The 12,430-nt window shown below is 63.2% G+C and carries 14 protein-coding genes; 8 read left to right on the top strand and 6 right to left on the bottom strand.

The window, feature by feature from the left end; genetic code table 11:
* Positions 1-102: 102 nt before the first annotated feature.
* A complete protein-coding gene (locus NKJ81_RS05990; protein ID WP_352455977.1) occupies positions 103-810 on the top strand; it encodes a pyrimidine 5'-nucleotidase in 708 nt (235 codons plus the stop codon).
* 34 nt (positions 811-844) lie between these two features.
* Here NKJ81_RS05990 and NKJ81_RS05985 read toward each other — a convergent pair whose 3' ends face one another.
* Complete coding sequence (locus tag NKJ81_RS05985) at positions 845-1,684, bottom strand: LOG family protein (protein ID WP_352455976.1); 840 nt, start codon at positions 1,682-1,684, stop codon at positions 845-847.
* A gap of 145 nt (positions 1,685-1,829) precedes the next feature.
* Here NKJ81_RS05985 and dapD point away from each other — a divergent pair, with 145 nt between their 5' ends.
* The 4 genes from dapD (at position 1,830) to NKJ81_RS05965 (ending at position 5,338) form a co-directional block, all read left to right on the top strand.
* A complete protein-coding gene (gene dapD / locus NKJ81_RS05980; protein WP_352455975.1) occupies positions 1,830-2,684 on the top strand; it encodes a 2,3,4,5-tetrahydropyridine-2,6-dicarboxylate N-succinyltransferase in 855 nt (284 codons plus the stop codon).
* Between the two features lie 30 nt (positions 2,685-2,714).
* Positions 2,715-3,092 carry a DUF805 domain-containing protein gene (locus tag NKJ81_RS05975; protein ID WP_352539950.1) on the top strand — a complete coding sequence of 126 codons (378 nt, stop codon included), beginning with the start codon at positions 2,715-2,717 and terminating at the stop codon, positions 3,090-3,092.
* A 21-nt stretch (positions 3,093-3,113) separates the two neighbouring features.
* On the top strand, positions 3,114-3,902 hold the full coding sequence (locus NKJ81_RS05970; RefSeq protein ID WP_352455973.1) for a hypothetical protein: 789 nt from the start codon (positions 3,114-3,116) through the stop codon (positions 3,900-3,902).
* Positions 3,903-4,237: 335 nt separating this feature from the next.
* The gene (locus NKJ81_RS05965; RefSeq protein WP_352539949.1) at positions 4,238-5,338 is read left to right on the top strand and encodes a diguanylate cyclase domain-containing protein; all 1,101 of its coding nucleotides are present in this window, start codon (positions 4,238-4,240) and stop codon (positions 5,336-5,338) included.
* Here NKJ81_RS05965 and NKJ81_RS05960 read toward each other — a convergent pair.
* A complete protein-coding gene (locus NKJ81_RS05960) occupies positions 5,328-6,359 on the bottom strand; it encodes a 2-dehydropantoate 2-reductase (protein WP_352539948.1) in 1,032 nt (343 codons plus the stop codon). The two genes, NKJ81_RS05965 and NKJ81_RS05960, sit on opposite strands and share 11 nt — an antisense overlap.
* A gap of 130 nt (positions 6,360-6,489) precedes the next feature.
* On the opposite strand from NKJ81_RS05960, the gene dapE reads away from it, so the two are divergent.
* Positions 6,490-7,689 carry a succinyl-diaminopimelate desuccinylase gene (gene dapE / locus NKJ81_RS05955; protein WP_352472355.1) on the top strand — a complete coding sequence of 400 codons (1,200 nt, stop codon included), beginning with the start codon at positions 6,490-6,492 and terminating at the stop codon, positions 7,687-7,689.
* Between the two features lie 2 nt (positions 7,690-7,691).
* Positions 7,692-8,300, top strand: a complete 609-nt coding sequence (locus tag NKJ81_RS05950; RefSeq protein ID WP_352455970.1) for a transporter — start codon at positions 7,692-7,694, stop codon at positions 8,298-8,300.
* Here NKJ81_RS05950 and truA read toward each other — a convergent pair.
* From truA to def, 4 genes are read right to left on the bottom strand one after another with little or no spacing between them, the layout of a single operon-like run.
* The gene (gene truA / locus NKJ81_RS05945; protein WP_352539947.1) at positions 8,282-9,037 is read right to left on the bottom strand and encodes a tRNA pseudouridine(38-40) synthase TruA; all 756 of its coding nucleotides are present in this window, start codon (positions 9,035-9,037) and stop codon (positions 8,282-8,284) included. The genes NKJ81_RS05950 and truA overlap by 19 nt on opposite strands.
* Positions 9,038-9,055: 18 nt before the next feature.
* The gene (locus NKJ81_RS05940; protein WP_352539946.1) at positions 9,056-9,565 is read right to left on the bottom strand and encodes a GNAT family N-acetyltransferase; all 510 of its coding nucleotides are present in this window, start codon (positions 9,563-9,565) and stop codon (positions 9,056-9,058) included.
* Positions 9,562-10,491, bottom strand: coding sequence for a methionyl-tRNA formyltransferase (gene fmt, locus NKJ81_RS05935; protein ID WP_352540034.1), 930 nt, complete (start codon positions 10,489-10,491; stop codon positions 9,562-9,564). Before fmt ends, NKJ81_RS05940 begins: the two co-directional genes overlap by 4 nt.
* Positions 10,492-10,507: 16 nt before the next feature.
* Positions 10,508-11,038 carry a peptide deformylase gene (gene def, locus NKJ81_RS05930; protein ID WP_352539945.1) on the bottom strand — a complete coding sequence of 177 codons (531 nt, stop codon included), beginning with the start codon at positions 11,036-11,038 and terminating at the stop codon, positions 10,508-10,510.
* A gap of 103 nt (positions 11,039-11,141) precedes the next feature.
* Here def and NKJ81_RS05925 point away from each other — a divergent pair, with 103 nt between their 5' ends.
* Complete coding sequence (locus NKJ81_RS05925) at positions 11,142-12,404, top strand: DNA recombination protein RmuC (RefSeq protein ID WP_352539944.1); 1,263 nt, start codon at positions 11,142-11,144, stop codon at positions 12,402-12,404.
* Positions 12,405-12,430 lie beyond the last annotated feature (26 nt).

Raw genomic sequence — 12,430 nt, 5'->3', positions numbered from 1 at the left:
ATGCTTAAGATTTTAATCATGGCGCCATTTTTACCACCCAGGGCGCGCATAGGTTGTGGATAAACCTCCTGTTAGAAAGATCGTTTCGTGCCATAAGGACGTATGACGACACTTCCCGACCCCGCCCGCTTTGCCCATGTCACCGACTGGGTGTTCGATCTCGACAACACGCTTTATCCGCATCATTCGAATCTGTTCTCGCAGATCGATGTGAAGATGACCGCCTACGTCGGAGAATTGCTGACGCTGCCGCGCGAGGAAGCACGCAAGCTGCAAAAGGAGCTCTACCGCGAATATGGCACGACGCTGAACGGATTGATGACGCGCCACGGCATCGACCCCGACGATTTTCTCGAGAAAGTGCACGACATCGATTATTCCTGGCTGGTTCCAGATCCCGTCCTAGGCACCGCCATTCGCCAGCTTCCCGGCCGTAAATTCATCTTCACCAACGGGGATCGCCGGCATGCCGAACGCACCGCGCGGCAGTTGGGCATTCTCGAGCATTTCGATGATATTTTCGATATCGTCGCAGCCGGACTGAACCCGAAGCCGGCGCGGCAATCCTATGAGAAATTTGCCGAACTCCACGCCGTTACCGGACAAAATGCGGTGATGTTCGAAGATCTTGCCCGCAACCTGTCGGTGCCGAAATCGCTGGGCATGACTACGGTGCTGGTGGTGCCGCGCAATTTCGAGCCGACCTTCTCGGAAATCTGGGAACGCGACCCGGCCAACGAGGACGATGTGGACTTCGTCACCGACGACCTCGCCAGCTTTCTCACGGCGATCGTGGAAGTCCCTGCTTGAGGCAGCCGGCGCGCTTCAAGTCCTTGCTTGCATGTCAAAGTTTATAGAAGCGGCTGACGATCCCCCAGGCCTCGTCAGCGGTGTCGACGAAATCAATGATATCCTGATCGCCGGGTGTGATCGTGCCTTGCTCGGCGAGGAAATCGAGGTCGATCGCCTTTGCCCAGAAAGCCTTGCCGAACAGAATGACCGGCACGCGTTCCATGCGGCCGGTCTGGATCAGGGTCAGCGTCTCGAAGAACTCGTCCATCGTGCCGAAGCCGCCTGGAAACACCGCAACGGCCTTGGCACGCATGACGAAATGCATCTTGCGGACCGCGAAATAGTGGAAGTTGAAGCAGAGTTCCGGCGTCACGTAGGCGTTTGGCGCCTGCTCGTGTGGCAGCACGATATTGAGACCGATCGACGGCGCGCCAACATCGTCGGCGCCACGATTGCCGGCCTCCATGACACCCGGCCCGCCGCCGGTCACCACGACGAATTCGCGATAGTACGAGGTGGCCGACTGCTGTGAGCAGAGGCGGGCGAATTTGCGCGCCTCCTCGTAATATTTGCTGTTTTGCTCGAGGTTCTTCTTCTGCGTCTCGTTCTTGGCCGCCCAGGCTTCGCCGCCGGGCTCGGGAATGCGGGCGCCGCCGAACAGGATGACGGTCGATTGGATGCCGCGCTCGGCCAGGATCATCTCCGGTTTAAGCAGTTCGAGCTGCAGTCTGACCGCACGCAACTCGCGCCGCGTCATGAAATCGGGATCGTTCCAGGCCAGCCGATATGTCTCCGCGCGCGTTTGCGGCGTGTCCGGCACGCTTCTCGACCGCTCCAGATCCTCGTCCGAATGCGGCAGCGGCGTCCATCCCGCCTTTTCCATGGGAGTCATATTTGCTTTACCCGTCCAATCATTCACCTGCGCCGTCCCGTGACGCTGCCGCGATTGACCCTCCCCAAGCCTTCACATAGGGTCCGCGCGACTTTCAAACAGGTTAAGGCGCCGGCCCTTAACAGCTTGGTAATGGAGCGAATTCATGTCGAAGCCCGATCTCGCGAGCCTCGAGGAGATTATCGAGAACGCCTTCGAGGAACGCGACACGATTTCGACCGCAACCCGCGGCGAGACGCGCGAGGCCATCCAATCGGCGCTCGACCTGCTCGACCGGGGCGTCGCACGCGTCGCCGAGCGGCAGGCCGACGGCAAATGGCACGTCAACCAGTGGCTGAAAAAAGCGGTGCTGCTGTCCTTCCGGCTCACCCCGATGGAGATCATAGAGGGCGGTCCCGGTCAGGCGGTATGGTGGGACAAGGTGCCCTCAAAATTCGACGGCTGGAGCGCCGTCGATTTCGAGAAGGCGGGCTTCCGCGCCGTGCCGTCGTCGATCGTGCGCCGCTCCGCCTACGTCGCGCCCGGCGCCGTGCTGATGCCGTCCTTCGTCAATGTCGGCGCCTATGTCGACAGCGGCACCATGGTCGACACCTGGGCTTCGGTCGGCTCCTGTGCCCAGATCGGCAAGAATGTGCATCTGTCAGGCGGCGTCGGCATCGGCGGTGTGCTGGAGCCGATGCAGGCCGGCCCAACCATCATCGAGGACAATTGCTTCATCGGCGCCCGTTCCGAAGTGGTCGAAGGCTGCATCGTTCGCGAAGGCTCGGTGCTCGGCATGGGCGTCTTCATCGGCCAGTCGACCAAGATCGTCGACCGTGCCACCGGCGAGATCTTCTACGGCGAGGTGCCGCCTAATTCCGTCGTCGTCGCCGGCTCGCTGCCGGGCAAGCCTTTTCCAAACAACGAGCCCGGCCCCAGCCTCTACTGCGCCGTCATCGTCAAGCGGGTCGACGCCAGGACCCGGTCCAAGACCTCGATCAACGAATTGCTTCGCGATTGATCTTTCTCAACGAACACGGACGGAATTCGCTTGCCTGAAAGATCCGACCTCATCTGGCTTTTCTTCAAAGCTTCGGGCCGCGTCAGCCGCGCGGCCTATTTTCTTGGAGGACTGCTGGTGGCCATCATACAGGCCTTCCCGCTCTACCGTTTCACGCTGGTGCCGGAGGGCACCACCGAGAGCAACATGTGGTCGTTCATTTTCTTCATCGCCTTCATTGCCTCGCTTTGGTCGAACGTGGTGCTGGCGGTCAAGCGGTTGCACGACCTCGACAAGCCGGGCGTTGCGGCGCTGGTGCTGTTCGTGCCGGTTGTCTCGATCATCGCTTTCCTCGTGCTTTGCCTGTTTCCAGGGCAACCCGGCCCCAACCGCTACGGCAAGCGCACCAACGCCCCGGCCGAACCCTGAGCACCGATCGGACATTTCGTCATGCGCTACCGCTCGCTTGATCCGAAACTGATCCTCGAAACCGCCGAACGGCTGGAAGGGCGCGTCGCCGAGCGCTTTCCCGATGCAGGCTTGCGCGGCGTCGCCGCCGAGCTCGTGTCGCTGTCGCGCGATCTGGCAAAGGCAGCCAAGGCGCTGGAGGCGCCGATCTGGTGGCTGCGCGGCCTCATCATCGCCGCCTTCGTCGTCGGAGCGCTGATGTTCCTGTTCGTCGGCACAATCCTGCCGCTCGGCCGCATCTCGGGAAACCACGATGCCTTCCAGTCGGTGCAAGGCATCGAAGCCTCCCTCAACATGATCATCCTCGCGGTGCTGGGCTTCCTGGCCCTGATTCGCTCCGAGGAGCGGATCAAGCGCAAGCGGGTGTTTCGCCAGCTCCACGGGCTGCGGTCGCTGATCCACGTCATCGACATGCACCAGCTGACCAAGGATCCGGCAACGCTTTCAGCCAGTTTCAAGCCGACTGCGCATTCGCCAGCCCGCATCACCAACGCCGCCGACCTTGCCCGCTATCTCGACTACTGCTCCGAAATGCTGTCGATCACCGGCAAGATCGCCGCGCTGTTCGCGCAATCGGTGAATGACGCCGTGGTCATCGACGGCGTCAATGACATCGAGAACCTGGCTTCGAACCTCTCGCGAAAGATCTGGCAGAAGATCACGCTGATCGAAACCCCTCATGGGCAGCCGGCACGTGCGGCGAAGACCGATCCCGAGCCGGGCCCGCCGCGCCGGCCTGCAGTCCGCAGACGACCGGGGCCGGCAAGCTAAAACCGGCAACCCGGCGGCAGATCCGCTAGAGCGGTTCATCGTTTCGCAGAAACGCCGAACCGCTCTATCTTTTTTGTTTTGACGCAATTCCGGACGGAAAACCGCTTCACACTTTTCCTGGAATTGCTCCAGAGCGGCGGAGCGGGGAGTTCCGAAAGCCCGGTTTGCGCCGGATGCTCTAAGCGAATGTTAATCACCCTGGCCCAGCATGCCGGCGAAGACTGTGTCGACCGGCACGGAGCGCTCGACTGGCAAGCGACCTATCCCTGATCACCAAGGAGCCGCGCAAAACGTGGAGCGCCGCCGCTCGCCTCTTTGCCTGGTTCTCTTCGCCGATGAAATTGGAACCGGAAGCTGTCCGCGCCCGGCTTCTCGACACCACCTTCGACCGCAAATTCGCAGTCCTGTTCGGCACCATCAGCGTTCTGTTGGTTGCAGTCAGCGCCGCTCTTGCCACCGGGGATTGGTGGCCCTACGCCTGGATTGCCGCCGACCTGATGCTTTTCACCGTCCGCGTTCTGCTGATGCGGGAATGCGAGCAGGCCCGCAGGCGCGGCTCGAAAGGGCCGCTGGCGGGCCTGATGGCAGCCAGCGGCGTCTGGTCGGTCGTTTTCGGCCTCGGCTGCTATGGCTGTGTTGCCAGCGGGAATATGGCGCTTTCCGTACTTGCCGCCTTGAATGTCGCAGGCGTCGTCGGCGTGGTGTCGTCACGCAATGCGGCGACCCCGCGCTTCGCCATATTCGTCATGTTGGCCGTAAGCCTGCCTTACGTGGTCGGTGCATTGTTTTCTGCGGCGCCCGGAATGCCGATCGTCGGAATTCAAACGCCGTTCTATGTGGTCGGCGTCATCATCGTGCTGCTTCAGAACCACGCAATCAATGCCCGCATGATCCGCGCCGAACTGGACAATCGCGACCTGGCCATCAAGGACGCGCTGACCGGCCTGCCAAACCGCATCTTCCTGCAGGAGAAATTGCGCGACATGTGCCGCGACCTTGCGGCGCCGGCCGCTAATGGCGGCAAGCCGTTTGCAGTGCTCAGCATGGATCTCGACGGTTTCAAACACGTCAACGACCGTTTTGGCCACGCCGTCGGCGACGTGCTGCTGCGCAAGGTGGCCGAACGATTGAAGCGGGGCTTCCGTCCGGGGGACGTGGTCTTCCGCATTGGCGGCGATGAATTTGTCATCCTTTTGCCCGCAACCTCGGAGATCGAGGCCACCTACTTGGCAAAGCGGGCCATCGAAAAGGTCTCGGTGCCTTTCGACCTCGGGGTCGGTTCCGCCATCCATGTCGGCTTGAGCGTCGGCAGCGCCTTCGCACCCGCCGACGGCGGCGATCCGGAAATCCTGCTCACCTGTTCCGACCATGCGCTGTACGAAGCCAAGCGCACCGGCAAGGGCCGTTACTGGGCGCCTGTGCGGGCTACGATCTGACGGACGCGACAACGGCTTCCGGCGACAGGCAGGGCGATCCGCCTCTTTCCTGCTCGACCGCGCGCACCAATGCCGTCACGCGCTTCAGCAACGGCGCCGGCGTGCCGGCCTTTTCGGCCAAACGCAAGGCCGCGCCTTGCAGTTCGCCGATCTCCGAGGGCCGGCGGCGCTGAAGGTCATCCCACATCGACGAACGCGCGGCCGGATCGATGGCAAGCATCCGACGCGCCAAGAACTTGAACAGCCAGTCGGGCAGGCGAAGCACTTTCGGCAGCAGCGCGGGACGCAGGCCGGCGATGCGAGCGGGTTCGATGCCTGTCGCCATCATTGCCGCCAATGCTTCGTCGATCTGGCCGGCCAGGATCAGCCGCCAGCGGCGATCGGCAAGCTCTGCCGCCAGCGGCAGGCCGGAAAGCGCCACCAGCGCGTTGTTGAGGTTGAGCAGCAGCTTGCCCCATAGCACCGCTTCGATGTCACCATGTGTGGCGACGGCAAAGCCCTCGACGTCGAGCAGTTCGTCAAGGCCTGTCGCGCCCTGTTCGATCATCACCTTGCCGCCGCTGGCGCGGTGCAGGCGAAGCGGCAATTCGCCCTCCGGTGATTGGACCACGTTGAACGGCACCATGCCCGCGAGCACCCGCCGGGCGGTGAGATGGGCTCGCAACTTATCGGCATTGTCGACGCCGTTCTGCAGACTGAGTACCACCGCATCCGGTCGGGCATGGGCCGCAATAAGCCCGGCCATGTCTTGCGTCGCGCCGCTCTTGACCGTTAGCAGGATGACATCGGCACCGGGGAATGCCGCGGCCGGATCGGCGGTGACCGACAATGCCTCCGGCTTGACGGATCGGTCGCGGCCATCACGGTCGGTGATGCGCAATCCACCTTTTTGCAGCGCCTTCTCGATGCGAGGCCGCGCCAGCAGAACCACCTTTCGCCCGGCAAGTATCAGGCAGCCGCCGGCGTAGCACCCGATACTGCCGGCACCGGCGATTACGATCGTCCTGCCATGCGTGATCATGCGATGGCCCTGTCCTGGTTGAGAGGCCTTGCCGCAACTTATACGGCATGAAAACCATAATGTCGGCGGCATGGCTGGCCCTTATGTCTGGCCGTGACAGGCCTTGCGCTTTCGACTATCGCTTTTGCCCATGACGCTGCCTACCGATCCGACCAGAAATCTGGCTGCTCTCATCCGCTGCGCTTCCGTGACGCCCGCCGAAGGCGGTGCGCTGAGCGCGCTGGAAGAAATGTTGAAGCCGCTCGGCTTTGCCGTCGAGCGCCCGGTGTTTTCCGAATCCGGCACACCTGACATAGAGAACCTTTACGCGCGGCGTTCCGGCAACGGCCCGCATCTGATGTTTGCCGGCCATACCGATGTGGTGCCGGTGGGCGATGAAACAGCCTGGACGCACCCACCCTTTGGCGCCGAGATCGCCAATGGCGAGATGTTCGGCCGCGGCGCCGTCGACATGAAGGGCGGCATTGCTTGTTTCGTCGCGGCGGTAGCGCGACATATCGCGCAGAAGGGCGGCCCGAAGGGGTCGGTCTCGCTGCTGATCACCGGCGACGAGGAAGGGCCGGCGATCAACGGCACGACGAAACTGCTCGAATGGGCGGCTGCCAAGGGCGAGAAATGGCATGCTGCGATCGTCGGCGAGCCGACCAATCCCGATGCGCTCGGCGATATGATCAAGATCGGCCGGCGCGGCTCGCTCTCCGGCACGGTCGTCGTCAACGGCCGCCAGGGCCACGCCGCCTATCCGCAGCTAGCCGACAACCCGGTGCGCGGCCTTGTGACGCTGGTCGACGCCTTGCTGCACCCCGTCTTCGACAACGGAACAAGGGATTTCCAGCCGACCAATCTTGAGGTGACCTCCATCGATGTCGGCAATCCTGCCACCAACGTCATCCCGGCGAAGGCGGCGGCTACCTTTAATATTCGCTTCAACGACACTTGGACTGCCGAGACGATCCAGGCCGAGATCCACAACCGCCTCGACCGGGCGGCGAAACGCAAGAAATACCGCGCCGGCAAGAAGACGCCGGTCGACTACGAGATCGTCTGGCGCGACGGACCGAGCCACGTTTTCCTGACACGCGACGACAGGTTGATCGAGACGCTTGGCGGCTCGATCAAGGCGGTGACCGGCAGGAAGCCGGCGCTCTCCACCTCCGGCGGCACCTCCGATGCCCGCTTCATCAAGGATTATTGTCCGGTGGTCGAATTCGGACTGGTCGGCAAGACCATGCACATGGTCGACGAACGCGTGGCGATTGCCGACCTCGAGACGCTGACGCAGATTTATCTGCGCTTCGTTGAAGACTGGTTTGCGCAGGACATATCCTAGTGATGCTTTCAGCGGATGAAACCTACGCTTCGCTTGCCGGTGCCTGGCGGCTGATGCTCGGCAAAGCCGACGGATTTCGCCTGCTCGACCTTTCGGCGGACGGTTTCTGGAACTCCTTTTTTGCCATCGTCGTCGCGGCGCCGGCACTGATCGTCGGCTGGGTCGGTATTGCCAACGAAATCGGCGATCCCAACGCATTCGTCGGCCGTTTCAGCATGTTGATCCGCCTGGCAACCGTCGATATCGGCGCCTGGGTGCTGCCGCTCATAGGCCTCGCCCTGGTGGCGCCGCGGGTCGGCGTCGGCGGCCGTTTCGTCCATTATGTCGTGGCCAGCAATTGGGCCTCGGCGATCATCGCCTGGATGATGCTGCCATCGGCGTTGATCCGGCTTTTCCTGACATCGGCCAACGAAGTCTCCGGACTGGTGTCGCTGCTGTTGTTCGCGCTGTCGATGGTCTTGACCTGGCGGATGACCAACGTTGCGATCGGCAGGGGTGCGGCCACCGGCAGCGCCGTTTTTGCCGGCATGTTCGTGGCGTCGCTGATCGTCCTGTTCGGCCTGCAGGCGCTGCTCGGGATCAGCGTTCCGGATCAGCCAGGCGTCGGATAATCGACGCCGACGAGAAACAGCCCGTCGGGCGGCGCCACCTGACCGCAGGCCGCACGGTCGCGCGCCTCAAGCGCCGCCTTGAGGTCGGCAACAGTCCAGCCGCCTTCGCCGACACGTTTGAGCGAGCCGACCATCGAGCGCACCTGGTTGTGCAGGAATGACCGCGCCGAAGCGCGGACCTCAATGAAATCGCCCGCCCGGCTGACATCCAGCCGGTCGAGCGTGCGGATGGGGCTGGTGGCTTGGCACTGGGTCGAGCGGAAGGTGGTGAAATCATGCCGGCCAACCAGCACCTTTGCCGCCTCGTGCATGGCACCGGCATCGAGCTGCTTCGGTACCCACCAGATCTTGCCCTTGTCGAGCGCCGCCGGCGCGCGGCGATTGACGATGCGGTAGAGGTAATGGCGGCCGATCGCCGAGAAACGCGCATCGAAGCCATCCGGCACGACTGCGGCCTTCAGGATGGCGATGCGCACCTTGGCCGCTTGCAGATGCGCGTTGACTGCGTCGCGCACCTTGTCGCCGGGCCATGCCTTGATCAGATCGACATGCGCCACCTGAGCGGTCGCATGGACGCCAGCATCGGTGCGGCCGGCGGCGCGCAGCGAAACCTGCTCGCCACAGAACTTCTCGATCGCCCGCTCGATCGCCTGCTGCACCGAAGGCTGGTTGGCCTGGCGCTGCCAGCCGGCGAAGAGACTGCCGTCATATTCGATGTCGAGGCGAAAACGCGGCATTCCCGGATCGAGGCGAAATCAGGCGGCGAGGGCTGAGCCGAAGGCCGAGGCGTAGACCAGCATGCCGGTCTCCGGCGCCTCGCCCCAGGCAAGCGCCTGCAAAGCCTCGCTTTGGTACTCGCTCTCGAATTTTGCTGCACGGGCGCGGCTGTAGCCGAAACGGCCATAGTAAGCCGGATCGCCGAGCACCACGGCGAGCGTCTCGCCAGCAGCCTTCAGGCGGATATGCGCCTCGCGGACCAGCGCACCTCCGATGCCGGTGCCGTGGAACGACGGCTCGACCGCCAAAGGAGCCAAAGCCACCGCCGGGAAGCTCTTGCCGCCATTCTGCACGAAAAGCCGTGAAAACAGGATATGGCCGACCACTTGCCCGTCTTCGTCCGCCACCAGTTCGACGACGGCATCACCGCCTGTGACCAGCGCGTCGACCAGTCCGGCCTCCGCCTGCTGGCCGAATGCGTGTTCTTCGACAAGGCGGATCGCCTCGCGGTCCCGCGGCGTCGCCGCGCGTATGGACATCATGCTCATGACAATTTCATTCCTTTTTCGAGCTTGGCGCCGCGCAGAAACTCCTGCGCGGCAATGGGCCTTGCGCCCGCACGTTGAACTTCGACCGGCCTGATCGCGCCTGACCCGCAGGCGACTGTCAGCCGGTCATCGAGAATTCCTCCCGGTTCGCCGGCGCCTTGCGAGAGCGTCGAGCGAAGCAGTTTCAGCCGTTCCACGCGGCCGCCGATTTCGGCCTCGCACCATGCACCGGGAAAGGGCGACAGACCGCGAATCTGGTTGTGCACGTCGCCGGCAGGTCGCAGCCAGTCTATGCGAGTCTCCGATTTATCGATTTTCTTGGCGTAGGTCACCCCCACCTCCGCCTGTGTGGTAAATGTCAGCGTATTCCGCTCCAGCCGTTCGAGCGCTTGCACTATCAGCGAAGCACCCAAGACCATCAGCCGATCGTGCAGATCGCCGGCCGTCATGTCGGGTCCAATGGCGCATTTTTCAACCATTGCCACCGGGCCGGTGTCGAGGCCTTCCTCCATCCGCATCACCATCATGCCCGTTTCGGTATCGCCGGCCATGATGGCGCGCTGGATAGGGGCAGCGCCGCGCCAGCGCGGCAGCAGCGATGCGTGGCCGTTGAGGCAACCGAGCCGCGGCGCCTCGAGAATGGGTTTGGGGAGGAGCAGCCCATAGGCGACGACCACGGCGACGTCGGCACCTAAGGCGCGGAACGCCTCCTGCTCCGCCTCGCCCTTCAGCGACACCGGCGACCGCACCTCGATGCCAAGCCGCTCCGCCTCGCGCTGCACCGGCGACGGCGTCAGTTCGAGCCCGCGCCGGCCGCCGGCGCGCGGCGGCTGCGTGTAGACGGCTGCCAACTCGTGCCCGGCCCCGGCAATCGCCCGCAGCGTCGGCACGGAGAATTCGGGCGTACCCATGAAGATGACACGCAGGGGCATTCGTCGACGCCTACCCCACCATCTTGCCCGGCGCCTTGTCCCTGGCGAGCTTCTTGAATTTCTTGACCACCATGTCGCGCTTCAGCTTGGAGATGTAATCGATGAACAGCACGCCGTTGAGGTGGTCGATTTCATGCTGCAGGCAGGTCGCCATCAGCCCCTCGGCCTCGATCTCCTGCAGCTTGCCGTCGCGGTCGAGAAACTTCACCCGCACCGCCGCCGGACGCTCGACCTCGGCATAGTAATCCGGGATCGACAGGCAGCCTTCCTCGTAGACCGAACGCTGGTCGGAGCTTTCGAGGATTTCGGGATTGATGAAGACGTGCGGTGCCGGCGTCTCGTCCTCTTTGGCCAGGTCGATCACCAGCATGCGCAAGGGTTCGCCGACCTGGATCGCTGCGAGGCCGATGCCGGGCGCGTCATACATGGTGTCCAGCATGTCGCCGGCCAGTTTGCGCAAATCCCCGTCGACACGCTCGACCGGTTTTGAAACCTGACGCAGGACGGGATCGGGAAGGATGATAAGCGGCTTGATCGACATGGCGTCTCACCTAAGACCTCGCAGGAAAAGCGTCAACCGGGGCGCCTTCGGGTCGTTCACGTTTTGATCTGTGCTGGCAGACCGAATCATCTATGCTGTCGACATGAACGATCTGGCCACCATCCTGTCCGAACCTGTCGCCCGCCTAGGCGCCACCACGATCACGCTCGGCCATGCCCTGGGTTTCGGCGCAATGCTGTTCCTTGGACTGTTCGTGGCGCTCGTCGTTGCGCTCTGGCGATCGGCCAAGGCGCGTGCAGTGGCGGCCGCCGAAGCCGCCGACCACGCCCGCGACGCCGAGGTGCGGATGGCCGGCATTCTGCAATCCCAAGCGGAAATGCAGGGCCGCATGGGCGCCATCGCCGAAGTGTTCGGGGCGCGCCAGGCGGAACTGACACAGTCGATCGGCCAGCGTCTCGATGCCATGACCGGCCGCCTGGGCCAGACCATGACCGAGCAGACGAGATCGACGCATGAGAGCCTCGCCAAGCTGCAGGAACGGCTGGCGGTCATCGATATTGCGCAAGGCAACATCCAGTCGCTGGCCGGCCAGGTCGTGCAATTGCAGGCGATCCTTTCCAACAAGCAGACGCGCGGCGCCTTCGGCCAGTCGCGTATGGAAGCCATCGTCGCCGACGGATTGCCGCACGGCGCTTATGAATTCCAGGCGACCTTGTCGAATGGCAGCCGGCCCGACTGCCTGGTAAAGATGCCGAACGGCGCGCCGTCGCTTGCCATCGACGCAAAGTTTCCGCTCGAGGCCTGGAATGCCATCCGGGCCGCCGAAGGCGCCGAACTGCAGAAGACCGCCGCACAGGCTTTCCGCCGCGACATCGAGGTGCATGTCCGCGATATTTCCGAAAAATACCTGATCCAGGGCGAGACGCAGGACACCGCCTTCATGTTCGTGCCTTCGGAATCGGTGTTCGCCGAAATCCACGAGAATTTCGAGGCGGTTGTCCAGAAGGCGCATCGCTCACGGATCGTCATCGTCTCGCCATCGCTTTTGATGCTGTCGATCCAGGTCATCCAGGCGATCCTCAAGGATGCGCGCATGCGCGAGCAGGCACACCTGATCCAGGGCGAGGTTATCCGGCTAATGGAAGACGTCTCCCGGCTAGACGAGCGGGTGCGCAAATTGCAGACGCATTTCGGCCAATCGGCCAAGGACATCGAGGACATCCTGGTCTCGACATCGAAGGTGACCAGGCGCGGACAGAAGATCGAGGCGCTGGAGTTTGGCGTGCAGCCGGCGGAGGACACCCCCGGTTCGAATGGCAGCGGAGCAAAAGCGGAAAGCAGCCCGCGCGTCGCCGATTCGAAAACCGGGCAGTTGAGGCTAAGGGTCGTCGAAGGCGACGATTGAGAGCTACGCCGGAACCGGAGGCTTCG

Source organism: Mesorhizobium sp. M0018 (genome assembly GCF_040323955.1).
Lineage (GTDB): Bacteria > Pseudomonadota > Alphaproteobacteria > Rhizobiales > Rhizobiaceae > Mesorhizobium.
The sequence above is the reverse complement of the archived record's forward strand: the minus strand, read 5'-3'. Positions and strand labels throughout refer to the sequence as shown.

Bases quoted from the DNA above. Each gene is read 5' to 3' on its own strand.
- NKJ81_RS05990 (WP_352455977.1), top strand. From the start codon at position 103: ATGACGACACTTCCCGACCCCGCCCGCTTTGCCCATGTCACCGACTGG.
- NKJ81_RS05985 (WP_352455976.1), bottom strand. From the start codon at position 1,684: ATGACTCCCATGGAAAAGGCGGGATGGACGCCGCTGCCGCATTCGGAC.
- dapD (WP_352455975.1), top strand. From the start codon at position 1,830: ATGTCGAAGCCCGATCTCGCGAGCCTCGAGGAGATTATCGAGAACGCC.
- NKJ81_RS05970 (WP_352455973.1), top strand. From the start codon at position 3,114: ATGCGCTACCGCTCGCTTGATCCGAAACTGATCCTCGAAACCGCCGAA.
- NKJ81_RS05965 (WP_352539949.1), top strand. From the start codon at position 4,238: ATGAAATTGGAACCGGAAGCTGTCCGCGCCCGGCTTCTCGACACCACC.
- NKJ81_RS05960 (WP_352539948.1), bottom strand. From the start codon at position 6,359: ATGATCACGCATGGCAGGACGATCGTAATCGCCGGTGCCGGCAGTATC.
- dapE (WP_352472355.1), top strand. From the start codon at position 6,490: ATGACGCTGCCTACCGATCCGACCAGAAATCTGGCTGCTCTCATCCGC.
- NKJ81_RS05950 (WP_352455970.1), top strand. From the start codon at position 7,692: ATGCTTTCAGCGGATGAAACCTACGCTTCGCTTGCCGGTGCCTGGCGG.
- truA (WP_352539947.1), bottom strand. From the start codon at position 9,037: ATGCCGCGTTTTCGCCTCGACATCGAATATGACGGCAGTCTCTTCGCC.
- NKJ81_RS05940 (WP_352539946.1), bottom strand. From the start codon at position 9,565: ATGAGCATGATGTCCATACGCGCGGCGACGCCGCGGGACCGCGAGGCG.
- def (WP_352539945.1), bottom strand. From the start codon at position 11,038: ATGTCGATCAAGCCGCTTATCATCCTTCCCGATCCCGTCCTGCGTCAG.
- NKJ81_RS05925 (WP_352539944.1), top strand. From the start codon at position 11,142: ATGAACGATCTGGCCACCATCCTGTCCGAACCTGTCGCCCGCCTAGGC.